This window comes from Mesorhizobium sp. WSM4844, assembly GCF_055811775.1.
In genome coordinates, this window is sequence record NZ_JBVVQB010000009.1 from 92,174 (window position 1) to 110,220 (window position 18,047).

18 protein-coding genes and 2 pseudogenes are annotated in these 18,047 nt (G+C 60.3%); 10 read left to right on the top strand and 10 right to left on the bottom strand.

Annotated elements, in window-relative coordinates; translation table 11 throughout:
• The first annotated feature begins 138 nt into the window (after nt 1-138).
• The 3 genes from AC0L2A_RS10475 (at nt 139) to AC0L2A_RS10485 (ending at nt 3,262) form a co-directional block, all read left to right on the top strand.
• Entirely contained in the window at nt 139-1,050 is a 912-nt protein-coding gene (locus AC0L2A_RS10475) for a LysR family transcriptional regulator (RefSeq protein WP_473608677.1), read from the top strand.
• A gap of 180 nt (nt 1,051-1,230) precedes the next feature.
• Nucleotides 1,231-2,415: a pyridoxal phosphate-dependent aminotransferase gene (locus AC0L2A_RS10480; RefSeq protein ID WP_473608678.1), complete on the top strand. Its 1,185-nt coding sequence runs from the start codon at nt 1,231-1,233 to the stop codon at nt 2,413-2,415.
• Nucleotides 2,390-3,262: an isocitrate lyase/phosphoenolpyruvate mutase family protein gene (locus AC0L2A_RS10485; RefSeq protein ID WP_473608680.1), complete on the top strand. Its 873-nt coding sequence runs from the start codon at nt 2,390-2,392 to the stop codon at nt 3,260-3,262. Before AC0L2A_RS10480 ends, AC0L2A_RS10485 begins: the two co-directional genes overlap by 26 nt.
• Nucleotides 3,263-3,696: 434 nt before the next feature.
• On the opposite strand, the gene AC0L2A_RS10490 is transcribed toward AC0L2A_RS10485, so the two are convergent.
• Together AC0L2A_RS10490 and AC0L2A_RS10495 are read right to left on the bottom strand one after the other, a co-directional pair.
• Nucleotides 3,697-4,467, bottom strand: coding sequence for a hypothetical protein (locus AC0L2A_RS10490; RefSeq protein WP_473608681.1), 771 nt, complete (start codon nt 4,465-4,467; stop codon nt 3,697-3,699).
• A 249-nt stretch (nt 4,468-4,716) separates the two neighbouring features.
• On the bottom strand, nt 4,717-4,929 hold the full coding sequence (locus tag AC0L2A_RS10495; RefSeq protein WP_473608682.1) for an aldehyde dehydrogenase family protein: 213 nt from the start codon (nt 4,927-4,929) through the stop codon (nt 4,717-4,719).
• A 537-nt stretch (nt 4,930-5,466) separates the two neighbouring features.
• On the opposite strand from AC0L2A_RS10495, the gene AC0L2A_RS10500 reads away from it, so the two are divergent.
• Nucleotides 5,467-8,319 (top strand): phospholipase D-like domain-containing protein, encoded by a 2,853-nt coding sequence (locus tag AC0L2A_RS10500; RefSeq protein ID WP_473608684.1) that lies wholly within the window; start codon nt 5,467-5,469, stop codon nt 8,317-8,319.
• Nucleotides 8,320-8,511: 192 nt separating this feature from the next.
• Nucleotides 8,512-8,781 carry a DNA -binding domain-containing protein gene (locus tag AC0L2A_RS10505; RefSeq protein ID WP_473608748.1) on the top strand — a complete coding sequence of 90 codons (270 nt, stop codon included), beginning with the start codon at nt 8,512-8,514 and terminating at the stop codon, nt 8,779-8,781.
• 972 nt (nt 8,782-9,753) lie between these two features.
• Here AC0L2A_RS10505 and AC0L2A_RS10510 read toward each other — a convergent pair.
• Nucleotides 9,754-10,026: a hypothetical protein gene (locus tag AC0L2A_RS10510; protein WP_473608685.1), complete on the bottom strand. Its 273-nt coding sequence runs from the start codon at nt 10,024-10,026 to the stop codon at nt 9,754-9,756.
• A 38-nt stretch (nt 10,027-10,064) separates the two neighbouring features.
• On the opposite strand from AC0L2A_RS10510, the pseudogene AC0L2A_RS10515 reads away from it, so the two are divergent.
• Nucleotides 10,065-10,427: pseudogene (locus tag AC0L2A_RS10515) on the top strand (2-oxoadipate dioxygenase/decarboxylase family protein).
• A 28-nt stretch (nt 10,428-10,455) separates the two neighbouring features.
• Nucleotides 10,456-11,963 (top strand): annotated as a pseudogene (amaB, locus tag AC0L2A_RS10520) (L-piperidine-6-carboxylate dehydrogenase).
• 46 nt (nt 11,964-12,009) lie between these two features.
• Here the strand turns inward: amaB and AC0L2A_RS10525 are convergent.
• The 4 genes from AC0L2A_RS10525 to AC0L2A_RS10540 are packed head-to-tail and all read right to left on the bottom strand — an operon-like array spanning nt 12,010 to nt 15,163.
• On the bottom strand, nt 12,010-13,251 hold the full coding sequence (locus AC0L2A_RS10525; RefSeq protein ID WP_473608687.1) for an ATP-binding protein: 1,242 nt from the start codon (nt 13,249-13,251) through the stop codon (nt 12,010-12,012).
• 2 nt (nt 13,252-13,253) lie between these two features.
• Complete coding sequence (locus AC0L2A_RS10530; protein ID WP_065010545.1) at nt 13,254-13,766, bottom strand: hypothetical protein; 513 nt, start codon at nt 13,764-13,766, stop codon at nt 13,254-13,256.
• Nucleotides 13,767-13,800: 34 nt separating this feature from the next.
• Nucleotides 13,801-14,505: an FkbM family methyltransferase gene (locus tag AC0L2A_RS10535; protein WP_473608688.1), complete on the bottom strand. Its 705-nt coding sequence runs from the start codon at nt 14,503-14,505 to the stop codon at nt 13,801-13,803.
• A 4-nt stretch (nt 14,506-14,509) separates the two neighbouring features.
• Nucleotides 14,510-15,163: a response regulator gene (locus AC0L2A_RS10540; RefSeq protein ID WP_473608690.1), complete on the bottom strand. Its 654-nt coding sequence runs from the start codon at nt 15,161-15,163 to the stop codon at nt 14,510-14,512.
• Nucleotides 15,164-15,340: 177 nt separating this feature from the next.
• On the opposite strand from AC0L2A_RS10540, the gene AC0L2A_RS10545 reads away from it, so the two are divergent.
• A complete protein-coding gene (locus AC0L2A_RS10545) occupies nt 15,341-15,631 on the top strand; it encodes a hypothetical protein (RefSeq protein WP_128176383.1) in 291 nt (96 codons plus the stop codon).
• Here the strand turns inward: AC0L2A_RS10545 and AC0L2A_RS10550 are convergent.
• The 3 genes from AC0L2A_RS10550 to AC0L2A_RS10560 are packed head-to-tail and all read right to left on the bottom strand — an operon-like array spanning nt 15,628 to nt 16,947.
• Nucleotides 15,628-15,792, bottom strand: a complete 165-nt coding sequence (locus tag AC0L2A_RS10550) for a hypothetical protein (RefSeq protein WP_473608692.1) — start codon at nt 15,790-15,792, stop codon at nt 15,628-15,630. The genes AC0L2A_RS10545 and AC0L2A_RS10550 overlap by 4 nt on opposite strands.
• Entirely contained in the window at nt 15,789-16,289 is a 501-nt protein-coding gene (locus AC0L2A_RS10555; RefSeq protein WP_473608694.1) for a thermonuclease family protein, read from the bottom strand. The genes AC0L2A_RS10550 and AC0L2A_RS10555 overlap by 4 nt, the downstream gene beginning before the upstream one ends.
• Before the next feature lie 37 nt (nt 16,290-16,326).
• Entirely contained in the window at nt 16,327-16,947 is a 621-nt protein-coding gene (locus tag AC0L2A_RS10560; RefSeq protein WP_473608695.1) for a cystatin family protein, read from the bottom strand.
• A gap of 295 nt (nt 16,948-17,242) precedes the next feature.
• Between AC0L2A_RS10560 and AC0L2A_RS10565 the strand changes: the two genes are divergently transcribed.
• Together AC0L2A_RS10565 and AC0L2A_RS10570 are read left to right on the top strand one after the other, a co-directional pair.
• A complete protein-coding gene (locus AC0L2A_RS10565) occupies nt 17,243-17,713 on the top strand; it encodes a lytic transglycosylase domain-containing protein (RefSeq protein ID WP_473608750.1) in 471 nt (156 codons plus the stop codon).
• Nucleotides 17,714-17,730: 17 nt separating this feature from the next.
• Complete coding sequence (locus tag AC0L2A_RS10570; RefSeq protein WP_473608696.1) at nt 17,731-18,045, top strand: TrbC/VirB2 family type IV secretion system protein; 315 nt, start codon at nt 17,731-17,733, stop codon at nt 18,043-18,045.
• Nucleotides 18,046-18,047: the final 2 nt, after the last annotated feature.

Consider the following 18,047-nt stretch of genomic DNA (forward strand, 5'->3'; position numbering starts at 1 on the left):
GCGGAAAGCCACCACTACTGAACTGTTATTGCGGCAGATGATCAAAGCCTTTTGTTACAGGTGCGTGACATATATCGAATAATGCGATGGGAAACCGGCGAATCCGGATGGTTGCCGCACGTGCGCAAGGGGTGAGACTTGACCGAGGAAAAGGATCTTTCGCTCAACGCCGTTCGGGCTTTCGTGCAGGTCGCACGAGACAACAGCGTCACCCGGGCCTCCAAAACCCTTGGCATAACCCAAAGCTCGGTGAGCCGCCACCTCGCGGTATTGGAGGAATATCTCGGCGCCAAGCTGCTCGAACGGTACGGACGCCAGAGTCAGTTGACGGATTTCGGGCGGCTGTTCGCCGATGCCGTTGCCGAGCCGCTCGACGCGATTTTTTTTACGGCAAAGCGAATGCGCCGCGCTGACGGGAAAGATGCTAACCGGCTTGTCGTGAGGACGTCGCTCTCGACCTTCGCCTTCACGCTGCTTATCCCCAATCTGCGCGACTTCTCGAAGGAAATGGGCGGCGTCACGGTCGACGTCATCAGCACCCTGTCGACCCCGGCCTCAACCGACAGCTTCGACGTGCTTCTGACCCGGGACCTGACCCTGACCGAACCTGGAGATCGCTGGGATTTCTACGACGAGCAGCTAGTTTGCGTCGGCGCGCCGGACTGTATCGCCGGTCGCGGCTTAGAGGCGCTGCGCACCACACCTGTGATTTCCGTCACCTCGCGGCCGGACATCCTACCGACTTGGCTTCGCGGCATGGATCTGAAGACGTCGGACATCATCTCGGGGGCACGCTACGAGCACCATTATCTGGCCTTGCCGGCGGTCACGACCGGCCAGACCTTGCTAGTGACGCCCCATATCGTCGTTGTGGATCTGATCAAGCAAGGCCTCCTGGAAGTGTTTCCCGGCTCGCGTGCGCCGAGCGGCATGCAATACCGGGCCTATGCGGTCGACCGCAGCGGCAATCCGGATCTCGCCCGAGCTTTCTGCCGTTGGCTTACCCGGCTCTGCCGGAAAAAGTCCGAGGAGGAGAACACCGGGAAATAGGCCTGGCCTCAATGATGCATCGCAAAACGCGATCGTTTCGGCCGCTTTCCGCGATGCCAAAACTGGCGTGCGAAGGACGCCTCATTTAGCTCTGGGCAGAAACTCCCTTGCGTTGAGGAAAGTCCATTGCCCTTGCTCGCCAAAAGACTGCAGGCCGTCCGTCCCTCCCAGACAAAAGCGATGACTGCCAAGGCGACCGCCCTGCGCGAACAAGGTGTCGATATTGTCACGCTAAGCCAGGGTGAACCGGATTTCGACACGCCCGAGGCTGTCCAGAAAGCCGGCGTCGCCGCCATCCTCGAGGGAAAGACGCGCTATACGCCGGTCGCCGGTGTCAAGCCGCTACGCGAGGCAATCCGGGAGAAACTGTCGCGCGACAACGGCCTCGATTACGACATCGACCAGATCACCGTCGGCTGTGGCGCCAAGCAGGTGGTCTTCAACGCGCTCTTCGCCAGCCTGGACGCGGGGGACGAAGTCATCATCCCCACGCCCTGCTGGGTCTCCTACCCTGATATGGTGCGGCTGGCCGGCGGCCAGCCGGTGCTGGTCCCCTGCCCCGAGCGGTTGGGTTTCAAGCTGAAGCCGGAAGACGTGGAGGCGGCAATCACGCCGCGCACCAAATGGCTGATGCTGAACTCGCCCAACAATCCGACTGGCGCGGTCTATTCCAAGGCCGATCTGGCCGGCCTGGCTGAAGTCCTGCGCCGGCATCCCGAAGTCCACGTCCTGTCCGACGACATCTACGAAAAACTCGTCTATGATATGCCCTTCGCGACGATAGCCGAGGCCGCGCCGGACCTCATCAACCGGGTGCTGACGGTCAACGGGGTTTCCAAGTCCAGCGCCATGACCGGCTGGCGCCTTGGCTACGGTGCCGGTCCAAAGGATCTCATCAAGGCGATGAACACGATCGAGGGCCAGACCTCGTCGCATACCAGCTCGATCTCGCAATATGCAGCGATCGAAGCCATTGCTGGCAACCAGGACCACATCGCCGATTTCGTATCCGCCTTCCGCAAGCGCCGCGATCTCGTTGTCGAGCAGATCAATCGTGCCGAGGGCCTGAAGTGTCGCGTTCCGAACGGCGCCTTCTATGTCTTCGTCTCCTGCGCCGGCGTCATCGGCAAAGTGACCGGCAAGGGCAAGGTGATCGAGAGTGACATGGATTTCGCTATGCATCTGCTGGAAGAGTTCGGCGTCGCGGTCGTGCCCGGCAGCGGCTTCATGGCCTCGCCTTATATCCGCATTTCCTATGCCGCATGCGAGGACGAGTTGAAGCGCGCCTGCGGCCGCATCCTCGCAGCCTGCGCAGCCCTTTCCGAAAGCGAGAAGACCCATGAGCAAAGCAAAGCAACTGCGTGACCGTATAGCCGAACGCGGCCTCCTCCATATCATGGCCGCCCACAGCCCGCTTTCGGCCGTCCTGGCCGAGGAAGCCGGTTTCGACGGGATTTGGGCCTCAGGCTTCGAGCTCTCCGCCCTTTACGGTCTGCCGGACATGAGCCTCATCTCGATGACGCAGCACCTCGACATGCTGCGGGCGATCGCTGGCCGGTCGTCGCTGCCGATCGTTGCTGATATCGACACCGGCTACGGCAATGCGGTCAATGTGATCCATGCCATTTCCGAATATGAGCGCGCCGGCGCCTCGGCGGTTGTGATCGAAGACAAGACGTTCCCGAAGGTCACCAGCCTCGCCGCGGGCGGACGCCAAGAATTGCTCCCGGTCGCGGAATTCCAGGGCAAGATAGAAGCGGCCATCAGCACCCGCGGCGATCCGGAGTTTCTGGTCATCGCCCGCACCGAGGCATTGATCGCCGGTCTCGGCGAGCAAGAGGCGCTGCAGCGCGCCAAGGCCTATGTGCAAGCCGGGGCTGACATGATCTTGATCCATTCCAAGAAGAACGATCCGTCCGAGATCGAGAGCTTCGCGGGGGCGTGGGATTGCGATGTGCCGCTGACCATCGTGCCGAACGCCTTTCCGGACCTCGACGCCAAGCGCATTCAGGCGCTCGGCAATATCCGGATGGTGATCTATGGCAACTACGGCATCCGCGCCGCCGCGACTGGCATGCAGGACACCTTCCGTCGCATCATCGCCGATGGTGGCGTGCTGAACGTCCACAAGGATATCGTCCCCGTCGAGGAAATTTTCCGGCTTCAGCGCATGGAGAAGACCAAGGCTGATGAGAAGCGTTTCCTTCGGTAGGCGGCATTGTTCGGATCGTTTCGGTGTGCTCGATCTCGACGCCACCAACGGTCCCGTCCGACTCGGGCAACTCTCTCGCTACCCTCCCCGGATGACGCGAGTCGAGCCGCTCCTGCAGGCGGAAGGGCTTCTTCGCACCGAGAAGTGGGCAGGAGCGTCACGAATAGCCCACCTAAGCTGCCGCTGACGGCCTACCTTCCTCACCACGTCGCAACGGAGAGCGACGCCTTTGCCTTCGCCGATCAGCGGGTCCTTTTCTCTTGGAGCTTCGGCCGCGGGCCACGGTTGTCCGCGACGCGGAAGTTCGCCGAGCTGGGTGAAGGATCCCACCGAGACGTGGTCGGTGCGGGCCGCAATGCCAGGTACGCGCTGGGCGTCAGCTGTTCGCCCCGTGAGGAGGCGACCGCTTTCCTTTTACCTATCCCAGCACCTTTTTAGTGGGTTGCCCGACAGCGAATTCGAGCGCCGGCACGACGTCCCTCACGAGCCAGCCTCCGAGCATCCGGCCAATCCTCGCGGCCGCCGAGCTTGTAAAGAACCTGGGAAACCTTCCACCGCTGGCTTCCGTGCGGTAATCGCGCCGGATGTACGATCCAATCGCTGCTGCTTTGGGAGTTCGGTTCGACGAAGACCGCCAGGCTCTGCAGCTCTGCTCCGGCTCTATATGCTGAATGCTCCACTTTCCCGACGAGGGCTCCTTTGGCGACTTTCTTGCCTTCGAAATGCGGATCGAGCGCCTCCTGGACATCCTTCAGGATGCCCCACAGCCGCTCGACGAGGATCGGAACTGCTTCCTGGATCTTCTGCCGTGCGAGCGCCCTTAGGCCCTCCGCTCCAGCGGCGTCGGCAGGATCTGGTTTCGGGCTTTGGCTTTCACCGGAAACGAGGCTCTTGATTTCGCGAACAGTCGCCCGCTTACCTGCCTTCAGGTCCGCGACTACGTAAGCGACGAGTTCCTGTTCGGCTGTCGCCAGAGCGTACATTGCCGCTGCCGGCATGCTGCAATCGACCAAGACGTTCCGATGCTCACGCAGGTTGTTGTGAACCGCGATGTAGTTGCTCGCCGCTCGCCTCGTCAGGCTGCATGCGCTTTTCGACCATCGCTCGAACACTTCCTGGCTGGGGGCCCTTTCGCGCACCCTCGAGAGCGCCTCTCCGCAGGTGAAGACCTCGTCCGTTCTCTTTCGGCCGATCGAAGAAAACATCTCCCGCGCCTCTTCGAACAACGGTACCGCAGCGCACTCAGGACAACGAAGTGACGCTCCTTGTACATCTCAGGCTTGACGCCGAGCGGGCCCTTCATCATCCCTGGTTCTTCAATCTTGTCGGGTTCTGGTCCAAAATCGCATATCAACACTTGTCCCGGTTGAGGGAAAGTTCCTGCCCTTAGCGTCATATGACGCCATTACAACCTACGCGTCGGTTCGACAATACCAGACGGCAGGTCCGTGTCGCTACGGCTGCAGCGTGGACACAGGAACGGCTGACGGCCGTCGAGCCTGTAAAGGAGAGCAATCAACAGCGGGATGCTCTGACATTGCCTGACCGATCGTGCGGCCGGAGCCGGTGATGACGTTGTAGACACCAGCCGGAAGGCCCGCTTCAGCCAGCACCTCGGCGAGCAGCATCGTCGTTGCGGCCGTGACCTCCGAAGACTTCACCACCATCGTGCAGCCCGAGGCGAGGATGCGATGCCGATCGGCTCGCGCAGCGCCATGCCGACGCCGAGCGAGTTGAAGCTGTCGCTGTGCAGCATGCACGCCGCACCGGCAGGCCGACTTCCATGACCTGACAGCGCCTTTGTACTGCGCTGACATGGTCGCTCGCCGCTTGACCCGGCACGAGACGTCTGATCCTGACCCTATATCCGCCGATGGGGCCGAGATCCCGCACCTTTTCAACGATATCAGCCAAAGCTCGCTTCGGAGGGAGTTGTAGGACGGATGCAGGTCGTTAATGCGCTGGAACCAAGCGCAATCTCGTTCAGCAGTAGAGCCAGGTGGACAGCGTCCTTTGGTTTCCATGCAAACCGTCTAGTATTGTGCCGACAATTGATGTATCACGAATGTTATCTTCCTGTGATTTAAGACGACATTGATGTAGAAATCGTATAATAACTTGCGTCGGCTAATAGCGTTGGCATCGTATGCTTTGCGTTATGCGGGCCAAGAAACCCGTGTGGGATTTTGGACGGAGGGACCAAAATGACATTCCCCGACTCGCAACGCCTACGCACCGTAGCGAACCAAATTGCCAACGCGAGCTCGTCGGAAGTGCTGGCCAATATCGGCGAAGTGCAGAGACAGGCGAAGCAATCCGAATGGGTGGACGATGCCACCAAGGCGATGAACGCGCGCTATGGCGGCATGTCGCGGGCCGCTCCGCAGCCGGTCCAGGAGGGCGTGGAACCGGCCGGCGGCGCACCGCCCCCACCCACCGCACCACGGCCCTTCGGGGCGGGTGGCGCAATGCCGCCGCCGATCACCAACGACGAAACCATCGTCTTCGCCGTGGGTACTCCGGTCTTCCTCGTCCAGAACAATACTATCGACATCAACAGCGCCCGCGCCGAGGCGACGGCTTGGCGGCAGATCCTGATGACCAGGGCGCCGATGCTCAATCGCAGCATGGCCTCGATCGGGCGCGTCGACGTCAGCAATTTCGACAACCCGTTCATCGGGACTGCCTGGGTGATCGACGACGGGCTGGTTGTCACCAATCGGCATGTCGCAAACCTCTTTGCGCAGACTAGCGGGGCAGGCTTCACCTTCAAACTCGGCTTCGACGCGCGCACCCCGATCGGCGCCGATATCGACTTCCTCCAGGAATACGGGAACGCTGCTTCGGATCCTGTGACTGTCGAGCGCGTCGTCTGGGTGGCGCCGGAAAATCTACCCGACGTCGCCTTCCTAAAGCTCGGGCAGAGCTCGTCGGCCATCGGTCGGGTGAAACTGCAGCTCGCCAGTGACCCGCCGCCGGCGAAGCTGCCTGTGGCCGTGGTCGGATATCCGGCAAGCGACATCCGGTTCTCGGATCAGCAGCTCGCCAACAAGATTTTCGGTGGCGTCTACGACAAGAAGCGGGTCGCGGTGGGCAACCTGCTCGGCGTTGGTGATGAAAACATTACCCATTCTTGCTCGACGCTAGGTGGAAACTCTGGCTCACCCGTCATAGACATCGGTACCGGACAAGTGGTGGCGCTGCACTATCGCGGCATTGAGTTCATTGAGAACGACGCGGTGCCAGTGGACCAGCTCAGGCGCTGCCTTGCACGCGCCCGCGGCCTGCTACAAAACACTGGAGGATCTGTCATGCCAGAAAACAGCGGAGGGGGAGGCAGTCCGACCTCGGGACGGGGTGGGGTCACTTTCACGGTGCCACTCAGGATTACAGTGGAGATCGACGGCGGTGCATCGCCAACGTTTGCTGCCGCCTCCCCGGCCGGCCCGATGCCAACTCCTTCCGCCGGCCCGGGTTCGACCACCGCTGCACCGCCGCCGGGCGGTCCTCCTCCGGACAAGGAGAAGACGCTCGCCGCCGTACGCACCGCACGCGCTCTCCTCGCGAATCGCGAAGACGTCGTTGCGGTCAAACCGGGCTATCGCTTCGAGAATGGCGAGATTACCGACCAGCGCGCAGTGGTCATCGCAGTCAAACGCAAGATCGACCTCGGCGCGCTTGAGTCCCGCGGGGTGATGCCGCTGCCCTCCTACATCGATGGCGTGCGTACCGACGTTACGGTTGCCTCGACAGCGGATCTTACGGGACTCAGTGCCGGGGACGAGGCACCTCCGACCTGGCATACCAGCTACAAGCCGCGGCCTGATCTGCCTCTCACGCGGCGCAAGACATCGACAAAGTTCACGTTGCATACGGGACCCGACGCAAGCTGGCCGGTCCTGGGGCCATTCCTGGCAGCAACGACGAAGTCACTGGTTGTCGCGATGTACGATTTTGGCGCCGTCAACGTGGTGAACGGCGTTCTCGACGCGGTCAAGGCCAAAGCGGAGACGATGTCTCTCGTGCTGCAGATGGGCGGCAAGGTACACGCGGGCGATTTCACCGATTACGAAGCCGTGACTAAAATCCGTGACGAAAAGGGCAGCAAGTTCAACTTCGCTCCGGCGAGCGTAGGCAAGACAGGAATCTTCGATTCCGCCTACCATATCAAGGTCGCGGTGCGCGACCGCTCGGCAATGTGGCTGTCGAGCGGAAACTGGCAGAGCTCAAATCAGCCCGACGTAGCGCCTCTCACCAACCCAGGGGACGCGACAGCACTCAGGCTCTACAACCGCGAGTGGCACGTGGTGCTTGAAGACAAGGAGCTAAGCGAGCTCTACGAAGCGCATATCCTGCGCGACCTCGAGGAGGCCAAAGGAGCGCCAGAAGCGGTGATGGACGAGCCGCTGGTGTGGGTGCCGACTGATCAGACGGTCGATACGCTCGAAGCAGCAGCGAAGCCACGATACTTCCAGCCGATGACGGACACTCGAGAGATCGACGTGCAGCCGGTCCTTACACCTGACAACTACATCGACGTTGTGCTGCCGTTTATTCGATCGGCAAGGCGTACGGTCTTTTTCCAAAACCAGAGCTTCAATACAAAGACCGTGGGAGAGAACTACCGCAAGCTGCTCGATGCCCTTCTGGCACAGCAAAATGCAGGTCTCGACGTCCGCATCATCTTCCGTTCTTTCGGTTCGGAAGACCGCGACACGATCAGCAATGCCAAGGATTACGGCTTCGACACGGGGAAAATCCGCAAGCAGATGAACTGTCACACCAAAGGCATCCTCATCGACGGCGAATCGGTACTTATCGGAAGCCACAACTGGACTACGGCCGGAACTGGATTCAACCGCGACGCGAGCCTGATCTTCTACGACCGCGACATTGCCAGGTTCTACGAGGACATTTTCCTCTACGACTGGGAAAGGATCGGACCGGCCAAGATCGACGAATCGCTGCCCGCGCCGATGATCGTGCCCGCGGCCAACGACACAACGCCGCATCCCGGCTACGTTGCAGAGCCTCTTTCAGTCGTCCTCGGGCGTTGACCACCGCTAGAGCCACACAGTCTTGAGCTTCTTGCAATTCATCCCTAACCTAGAGCTGCATCGCTAAAAGGATCGCTTATCTCATCGAGCGGGCATTTGCGGACCATGACGGATCTCGCCTTAGGGACGATGTTTCCATCCGCTGCCCATCGAAAAGAAAACTCCCGACTACTTTTTCCGGAGTCCGAAATCATGACGAAATACCCAGAAGTTCAACCAGGTCTTAAAGACGAAGTCCCCTGGTCCGACGGCCTGACCGCCTACGACAAGGAGCACTTCACGACCTACATGAGGTTTCTGGATGCCGGTGCCGACAATGCCAGCTATGAGGAGATGGCGAAGATCATCCTCGGCATCGATCCGGCGAAAGAACCGGAGCGGGCGCGGAAAGCCGTGCGAAGCCATCTCGACCGGGCGAACTGGATGGTGACGACCGGTTACAAGGAAGTGTTCGCTGGATGAACGCGAACGAGCGGGCAGCATCATATGCTTGTCAACAGCAGGCGTGATCACGGCATCCCAGCTATTTGCAGTGGGGACGCGGGAATTCGGTCCAAATTTGAAAGGGGTCGGGGCACTTAAATTCCGCAAAGTTCCCCGAAAGCATTTAGAGTGTTGCCTTAACGGCTGCCTGATGAATGCGCTGCGGCGGCGAGATCCCAAATTGCGCGCGTCTCATCCTGCTTGTTTGTCGCGTGGGTCGCTTGCAGTGCCGTGTCGATCTGACGAGTTCATACGGTCGTAACGCTCTAAGGCTACTAGACGAGAATCGTTTTCTTTCAACCGAACGGGATAAGACTCCTCGTGAATCCATACCATACCGTCGCGGTCCACACGGTCATCGTACGAGGCATCCTGAACAGGCCGATTCCTAAGCCTGAGGACGACGGCATGATCTCCTGGCGGACAATGCAGTTCGCAGGTCTTCTCATTGTCTCGCCATAGCCCTACTGACCAGTTGACGGCTCTTGCGTATCCGGTTCCAGCCGCTCTCTGCGCGCTTCCCCGACCGTTTTCACATCGCTTTTCGGACTCGGCTGCACGAGCGATCAGGCCGCGCGAAGTGAAAGTCAGAACTGACGAGCCTGGATCTTCAGCCAAGATCGCCGCGTATCGCCCAGGGCAGCGAATCGGTACTTGGACGTTGTCCATTAGAAGGCAGAACACGATGTTGGCCCCAGCGCTCGCACAGTCTCGTGGCATGGGTCGGAGCGTGCAAAATCCTCACAGATGAATGTCATGAAAGAGGACGCGTTTCGAAGGACATGTGTATGAACCTGACGACGATGCAGCGCGATACCCTCCCACCATTTCAACTTTGTATCGAGCCGCTCTTGGAGCTCGTAAGTTTCAATCTGGGGCTTATCCAGGCGCCAGCGGTGATGCTTGCCTCGCGAGTTAGTTTGGATAATCGGCTTGCCGCTCCGCGATCGATTAATCGAGCTTGTAAGCGCGAAATTCCCTTCCGCCTGTTCGCAGGTTTGTCCGAGAACCTGACACGACGAACTCGATTTCATCGTGATTGTTCGCCAAATGCTCGACGAGATGCTCGTGATGATCCCAAGTGAGCGCGTATTCAGGTAGAATGATGCCGTCGATTTTCATGTCGGCGTCCTCCTGCTCCGCGCGCTCGATCAGCGCCGTGACAAACTCCGTGAATACGGCGGGATCGGCGGGCAACCAGCTCTGAGTCAGCACGTTCCTCATGAAGTGGACCCGGCAGCCTCTCCACCGCGGGCGTCCCCGTGCATTCGACGGCGTTCCGGCCCGTCGGCGACGCCAGCCTGAAGATCAACCCGTTCCGCGCGGTCACCTCGCTGGTCCGCCTCGACCTCATCAAAAACGAGGTCCTGCGCAACTAGTAGGCCGCCGACGTTCTGTCGAAGCGGAAAATATTCACGGACGGCGCTCTCGACCTTGTCGAAAAGGCGGAGCGACAGGGAGGCCTAGACGGGCAGGACGCCAAGCGGTTTGTTAGGGAGGCGCTCCAGACTTTCAGATGGCACGACAAGGCGATCGTCAGCGCTGACATGTACGAGCGGCTCCACAACGCTCATCGGCTAGTCGCCGACGTCGTCTCGTTCAAGGGCCTCACATCAATCATCTGACGCCGCGCACACTGGACTTAGACCACTTATGACAAAGACCGTCGAGGTGAAACAGGAAACCTCGCGCCTCCTGGACAAGCTGGGCCGTCTCCCGCGTGGTCTGGGGTCCGGGGGCGACATGGCGACCTATAGTCCGATTTCTGGTGAGCAAGTGGGCGCGCTGATGACCGTGTCGGGCATCGACGCCGCGCAGGCCATCGAAGCCGCTCACGAAGCCTTCAAGACCTGGCGGCTCGTTCCCGCGCCGAAGCGCGGCGAGCTCGTCCGCCTGCTTGGCGAGGAACTCCGAGCAGCCAAGGAGGACCTCGGCCGCCTCGTGTCGATCGAGGCGGGCAAGATCACGTCGGAGGGGCTCAGCGAGGTCCAGGAAATGATCGACATCTGCGGTTTCGCCGTCGGTCTGTCGCGCCAGCTTTACGGGCTGACCATTGCCACCGAGCGGCCTGGCCACCGAATGATGGAGACTTGGCATCCGCTGGGCGTGGCCGGTGTGATCTCGGCGTTCAATTTTCCGGTTGCCATTTGGTCATGGAATGCGGCCCTTGCGCTGGTTTGCGGCAACCCTGTGGTCTGGAAGCCTTCGGAGACGACGTCGCTGACTGCCCTTGCGTCGCAGGCGATCCTCGAACGCGCGATCGCGCGCTTCGGCGAAGCTCCGGCGAACCTCTCCTAGGTTCTTGTCGGCGACCGCTCCATAGGCGAGGTCCTCGTTCATCACCCGAAGGTGGCGCTGGTTTCCGCAACCGGGTCGACCCGCATAGGCAGAGAGGTTGGGTCCCGCCTGGCGCAGCGCTTCGCACGCTCTATCCTTGAGCTCGGCGGCAACAACGCTGGCATCGTATGCCCGTCTGCCGATCTCGATATGGCGCTCAGCGCGCTAGCCTTCGGGGGCCATGGGTACGGCCGGACAGCGCTGCGCGACGCTGCGTGTCTACGATAAGCCGGTTCCGCGCCTGACGAAGGCCTACCAGAGCGTCTCGGTAGGCAACCCCCTGGAAACGTCTGCCCTCGTCGGTCCTCTGATAGATAAGCAAGCGTTCGAAAACATGCAGAAGGCGCTCGCTTCGGCGAAGACCGAAGGCGGTTCGGTGACGGGGGCGACCGTGTCTTCGATGCCGGCAGGGATAGCGCCTATTACGTGAGGCCCGCGATCGTCGAGATGCCGAGGCAGTCCGGACCGGTGCTCGATGAAACGTTCGCGCCGATCCTGTACATTATGAAGTATTCCGATTTTGACCGGGTCATCGCGGAACACAATGCGGTAACCGCCGGCCTCTCGTCCTCGATCTTCACGCTCAACATGCAGGAAGCCGAACGCTTCCTCTCCGCCGACGGCTCGGACTGCGGTATCGCCAATGTCAATATCGGCACCTCGGAAGCCGAAATAGGCGGCGCGTTCGGCGGCGAAAAGGACACAGGCGGCGGCCGCGAGTCCGGCTCGGACGCCTGGAAGGCGTACATTCGGCGCGCGACCAATACCGTAAACTGCTCCAATGCACTGCCACTCGCCCAGGAGTCTTGTTCGACATCGAGTGACACGCATGAAGGGAAGAGCCAGGCCTATGCCCCATAAGGCCAATCATTATGCACCTATTGGGATGCGGACCTTGACGACAGTGCCCGCTCCGGGTTTGCTATCGATGAAAAGCCTCCCATTGAGTGTGGCGACCATCTGGGAACAGCCGGTGAGGCCGAGGCCGACGTGATTCCCGGCCCGGGTCGAAAAGAAGGGCGTCTTTGCTTTGCGCAGGACTTCTGGCGTCATGCCGACACCGTTGTCTGCGACCTCCAGGAACAGAACGTTGCGGCGAAAAATAGGCCGGTGCACGACCGATGCCTTTACGACAACGCTCGGCCTGTCGGTGTTTTCGACCGCCGTGAGCGCGTTCTGCACGAGCTCGCTCAGCACCAGTTGAAACTGGGTTGCCGGCACGGCTTGTGTTCCCGCCTCGGAATCGACTGACAGCTGCACGATACCGTTCCGATCTTTGAGGTCCAGCAAAAGCTTGGCGAGCGGCAGGACATGCGAATCTCGTTGCGAAAAGGCGATTTTGAGCAAACCGTCATTGATGGATTCGAGCTCATTCGCCGCACTGCGGGCAGCCTTCAACATCTCTTCTCTCAGAGGTTGCTCCGAACCGGTGCCCTCCAGAAACAGTCGCAAAGCGGTGACGCGGGAGCGCGTCATATGCGCGAACAGCGAGGCGAATGAGCGCATGTGTCGATCGCGACGGCTGACGTAAGCGTGACGCTGGTGGGTTATGAGATAGAAGATCGCGACCAGTCCCAGCGCAATCGCGAACATGAACCAGTTGCGGGATGCGGCTATATCGATTTGAGCAGTTTCCTGGAGCGTCGTGCTGTGATCAACGGTGGCGCTAGAGATCTCGTACATGTCCTGTTCGAGATTGGTCATGTGGTCGAGGGCATCCGCATAATTGGAACCAGCTTCGACGACCGGCGCGACGTTTTGCTCGACTGTCCGACGCACGTTTTCCAGGAGTTCGATGTCTTTCTGCGGGAAGAAATGCTGTAGGTACGGCAGCGCCAGAAGCTGAGCGATGTTGACGCTCACAAGAGCCATTTGCCGGTTGATGTCAGGATCGAGCTTGCCGGCTTCGTCGGCGAGACGGATATAGCCATGGACCCTGACAAGCCGCTCGCGCACCTGGGTCGCACGCCATTGAATCTCGTAGGTCTGGTTGAGGATCTCGTCCGTCTCTTGCCTGTAGCGGTCCGATCGGACGAACGCCCAAGTGCTGAGGAGGAGGGCGAGCGCCAGCCCAAGATAAGGCAAGGCAGCAAAAAAGCGGCTGGTGCCCAATCTCATTGGTCCGCGCGCAGCACCACCGGAAAGAAGACCCAGATAGCATTACGGGCTGGGACATAGGAGGCGGGCAGGCGATCGAATGGCCAGACCATGAAGATCGGACCTTTCTCGTTCATGGTGATGGGGCGGAACTGCTGATCGCCTTTGCATCGTCCTTGGCTGCGGTCATCCTTTGTACATTGGCGCTCGACCGCCAGGATAGGCGCATATGACTGGATCTCGTCCATGCGGAGTTCAGACACGAAGTCGTCGTAGGCGACCACCTTGACTTTAGCGACGTTGGCGAGCCCGGTTTTCGCCCATATGTCCTTCAGCAGGGGCCCCCGATAGACGATCTTCTCGTCCTCTTTCGTCCAGGGCGTGCGCGTATCGTAGGTCTGTTGCGGAAATTCGGTCTTCAACTGCTCGACGGTAAGGGTTTGGATGGCCTTGCCCGATGCATCTTCGAGCGTGAGTGTATCGGGATCCGCGAAGGCGCCCTTGCCGGCCGTTGGCCCGGCAACAGCCATGGCGACTGCGAAGGCAAGACAAGGAGCAAGAGCATCACGCCGCATCTGGTTCAACCTCTTCATATTCGCGTGGGCCGTCGTCCTTGGTGAAAAGCACGCACGGTCCGCGGGACCCGCGGGGATCATACGCATAGCCTTTTAGCGCCAATGCGTGGGTGATATCGCGGATTCCATCCAGGCCATACAAGTGATCATGCAGCTCTAGGTAGATGCGCTCGATGCCTGGGAGCTTGGCGTGCTGCAAGAGTTCCCTTTCGGCGCCCTCTATGTCCATAACAAGGACGTTGGCGCCATGCTGGACGATGAAGTCGTCGGCGTCAGTCGAGACAATCGTCATTTCGCGCTCGTACGGCCCCTGATCTTTGTCCATCGAGGACATCCAGAGGTCCTTGCGGAGATAGAAGGTGAATGGGCGTGGCGGACCGGCTGCAAGAATCCCTTTCAGTAGCACCACGTTGTCCAGATCGTTGGCGTCGACGACGCGCTTGGCAAGGGCAACCGACGCCGGATTTGCTTCAAAGGCCCACACCTGAACGTCCGGGATCTGAGCGATAAGCGAGGTGATGATGCCGATGCCTGAGCCGAGTTCCAGAACGCGATCACCGGGCTTCACGGCCTTCGATATCCACTTGGCTTCCTTGGCTTCATAGGTTTCGTTGTCGAGGGCCTGCCAGATGACAGGCGAGACGTCGTCAGGACGCAGGGGCACCTTGACCCCATGGACGGTTATCAATGACATCTGATTAGAGACCCTGCGGTAACCTGTGTCCGTTCTTCATCAATTTTGCCCGCGCCTGTTTGTAATATTTTTCCGCCGAGCTGGGATCGATGCCGAGGCGATCCGCCATTACCTGGTAAACCTGCGTACGCGTCATGCCTGGCTCGCGACGGGTCATCATGTCGATAATTTCCTGTTCTCTTGGCGTCAGGACGGAATACCGAACGTCGGGCATGGTCATCGCCACACGCGAAAGCCGAACTGCAAATCCGTTGGTGGAAATGTCGTCGAGCACGTCATTAAACACCCCGGGCTCCAGCCCGGTCTTGCCGAGGTAGCCGGCCGCGCCGATTTGACGAAAATTTTCGGCCTCAGAATCGCTGTCTGAGCCTGTCACGACGATGTGGATCGCGCTTGGCGAGGCTTCGATGATTGTGCCGACGACGGCAACGCGATCAGCGTCCAGCGTCGGATCGAAGCCGGGAAGTCCCGGATCAATGACGACCAGATCGAACTCAGCGCTCCGAAGCTCTCGCGCAGCGATTTCCAATGTCTCGGCGCCAAGGACAACGCAATTTCCGAGACTCGCCCGAATCTGGTCCATAAGCGCCAGCCGCATCAGATTCTGATCTTCGACAACGAGCGCGCGAAACACTGGCAGCAGGTCCTCACTGATCACTTGGCAGGCAGGTTTTCATCTTTCGCGACGGAAAAATAGGGATGCCATCATCCCTTTTTTCCGCGGCGGGACCGGGACAGTCTTGTTATGCGGGAGGAGCCGAACCACTCGGAGCAGTCGATGCCGATCCACCTTGTGTGCAGCAGCAATGGCGAGCCACGAGAGGCGGATGGAGTCGTGGATCTGATCGCGGCGCATCGCCATGCCGTGGCAAAGGTGGAGAGTCTCGGAAAACGGTTGATGCAGGCCGAAGAGGCCGAGGCCGCGCTGATCGGACCACGGCTTGACGCCGTGATGGCGGACGAGGCGCTTGTCCGCCGCCAGGCAGCGATGGCGCCGGTGGCCGATGTTTGCGAGCTGAAAATGAAGGCCGCATATTTCGCGCGGCTGATGAACGACGGTTGGTGCGACGTGGATGCGGATGACTTGCATGAGCTGCTGCGATCTTTCGTGGACTTTCAAATCTAAGAAAAGAGGGCGGACATCCAAGACGCGAACGCGTGCCATGCGGCATAGGTCAGCGCCGGCACCGCGATGATGGCGATGAATGCGAACGCCCCGGCTATGGCACCGTCCGTGCGGCCATCGACAGGGTAGTAGTAGCGGCTCGATTGATCCTCGTGGTTCATTGCTTGCGCTCCCCTGCCCGTTTCAGCAGAATTTCGATGGGATGTTGAAACTTCGTCGCCCACAGACCATCCGCCTTCATCTTCGCGTTGAGCTCAGCCACCAGATAGCTGGCGCTGACGGTGTTGCCTTTCTGGTCGGTGGCAGCGAACGCGTAGCCGGCCGCGATGAGGGCGGTCCCAAGGTCGATCGTATTGCCGTCGAGTTTCGCGCCACATACCACAAACGTCGCTTTGTCGAGCGCCAAGGCGATCGGCTGGCAGGTCACGGCCGCCGTCGAAAACAAGGCGGCCAGGTGGGCGAGCGAGACGTTGCCGCAATCGAGCTCGTTGCCCTTCGCATCCAGGGCGATCGTGCCCCGCAAGCATGATTGCACGCCATAAAGCCGGTAGAGCTTGCCGCGGTCGCGCCACGTATCTCCGGTCAGCAGTTCGACGCTTTTCGACACCCGGAAGGGCGCGGCTGTCGCGTTTACTGGCGCGGCGCCTTCGGCGCCCACGGCGTGAGCGCACGTGAGTGTAAAGAGCGCGGCGAGGCTAGTTCGCTTCATCGGTCTGGAACTGTTTGCCGAGCTCGGAGGCATGTTCGAGATCTGGCCGCAGGGACCTGCCCTCCTTATTGCGGCCGATCGCAGCCATGTCGAAGAAGACCATGGAATCGTCGTCGTAAGCGACCGAATAGGGATCGTTGGCATTGCCGGCCCCGACGAGCGCAAAGCACGAAACCGCGTCCGGAACGCTGGGCTGGCTTTTGAGGACCAGCGTCTTGCACAACACGACGGATGCACGGGTGTTATAGACGGCCTCGTCGTAGTCCCGCACGGCTTTCGTGCAATCCCACTCCTCAGCCTTGTAGGTGATCTTGGGCTTCGGACAGGCCGCGAGGCCCCGCAGCCTATAGGTGACGCCGTTTATGACGCGTTCGGTCGCGGACGTGATCTCCACCGGCTTGGTTAGCGCTGTTACGTCGCGCTGAAAAAGGCCTCCGCGTGCGTGGTAGCGCTCGTAGACGAAGGTCTTTTCGCCAGGTTTGGCGAACTTGTGCAGATACGCGGTCGACGGCTGCACGAACGGATGCGGCTCGTTCGTGCCCAGATCGGCGGCGCCTAGGACGGTGCTGTGGAGCAACAATGCCGCGAGGAAGAAAAACTGCTTCATCGGAAAAATGGCCTCGACTCTGCTTCTCGTATTGACACTTTACTTTGGCACCATGTACCCATAGTAAAATGTCAAAATCGGTAGCGCAATGAAAAACCGGATCGCCCTTGCGCTTTCTCTCTCAGCCGCCACGGCGCCATTCGGCGCACATGCGGACAACACGACCTCCACGCGCATCGCGGCGGCGTTTGCGCTGCCGGCCCGCCCGGCGGTTTCGACCCGTTCGGACGCTGATCACGGTTCGACGATTGGCGGCGGGTGTGCGCCGACGGATCGCGGGCGGGCCGCGGCCTTGGTGCGCCGGATCGCCGAGGAAGAGGGCTTCGATCCCGATCTGACGGAGGCCGTCGCTTGGGCGGAAAGCGACATGGGCGGCAATCAAGGCCCGTCTCGCGCGGGCGCTCTCGGCATTATGCAGCTCATGCCGGCGACAGCGTCGCGTCTCGGTGTGACCGACAGATGTGACGCGAAAGCCAATATCCGTGCCGGCGTGCGCTATCTGAAAGCGCTCTATGAGGAGTTCCATGATCCGCTGTTGATGCTGGCGGCCTACAATGCAGGCGAGCAGAACGTTTACAAAGCCAACGGCATCCCCGTGAACGACGAGACCACGAAATATGTGGTCAAGGTGCTCAATCGCTGGAAGCTCGGCAAGCTGATCAAGGCTCCCATTCCCAACCCTGTTGATCATCGTCCTGCAGCCGCAACCGAGGCGGTCGATGGCGTCGCCTGGCAAGACGGACACGTCATGGATTTTGGCAACTGAAAAGGAGTGAGATGACGATGGATTATAAAAAGGCGGGCAAATTCGCCGTCCAGTTTATGGCCGCTGCGGTGATCGGAACGGCGCTCGCGCCGGCGAGCGCATACGCGCAGTCAGCCGCCCCGGTCGAGGGCGTACTGGAATGGTTCGTAGGTGTGCTGCAGGGCAGCATTGCTCGATCTTTCGGGATCATAGCCGTTTGCTTTCTCGGCTTCCTTGCCATGACCGGCAGGCTGGTATGGATGATGGCGCTTTCGATCATCATCGGCATCGCTCTGGTCTTCGGTGCTGCAGCTCTGGTCGATTCCATCCGGTCTACCGCTGGAGGCGCGTGACG

Bases quoted from the DNA above. Each gene is read 5' to 3' on its own strand.
- AC0L2A_RS10480 (WP_473608678.1), top strand. From the start codon at position 1,231: ATGACTGCCAAGGCGACCGCCCTGCGCGAACAAGGTGTCGATATTGTC.
- AC0L2A_RS10485 (WP_473608680.1), top strand. From the start codon at position 2,390: ATGAGCAAAGCAAAGCAACTGCGTGACCGTATAGCCGAACGCGGCCTC.
- AC0L2A_RS10490 (WP_473608681.1), bottom strand. From the start codon at position 4,467: ATGTTTTCTTCGATCGGCCGAAAGAGAACGGACGAGGTCTTCACCTGC.
- AC0L2A_RS10495 (WP_473608682.1), bottom strand. From the start codon at position 4,929: ATGGTGGTGAAGTCTTCGGAGGTCACGGCCGCAACGACGATGCTGCTC.
- AC0L2A_RS10500 (WP_473608684.1), top strand. From the start codon at position 5,467: ATGACATTCCCCGACTCGCAACGCCTACGCACCGTAGCGAACCAAATT.
- AC0L2A_RS10505 (WP_473608748.1), top strand. From the start codon at position 8,512: ATGACGAAATACCCAGAAGTTCAACCAGGTCTTAAAGACGAAGTCCCC.
- AC0L2A_RS10510 (WP_473608685.1), bottom strand. From the start codon at position 10,026: ATGAGGAACGTGCTGACTCAGAGCTGGTTGCCCGCCGATCCCGCCGTA.
- AC0L2A_RS10530 (WP_065010545.1), bottom strand. From the start codon at position 13,766: ATGGCTGTTGCCGGGCCAACGGCCGGCAAGGGCGCCTTCGCGGATCCC.
- AC0L2A_RS10535 (WP_473608688.1), bottom strand. From the start codon at position 14,505: ATGTCATTGATAACCGTCCATGGGGTCAAGGTGCCCCTGCGTCCTGAC.
- AC0L2A_RS10550 (WP_473608692.1), bottom strand. From the start codon at position 15,792: ATGAACCACGAGGATCAATCGAGCCGCTACTACTACCCTGTCGATGGC.
- AC0L2A_RS10560 (WP_473608695.1), bottom strand. From the start codon at position 16,947: ATGAAGCAGTTTTTCTTCCTCGCGGCATTGTTGCTCCACAGCACCGTC.
- AC0L2A_RS10570 (WP_473608696.1), top strand. From the start codon at position 17,731: ATGGATTATAAAAAGGCGGGCAAATTCGCCGTCCAGTTTATGGCCGCT.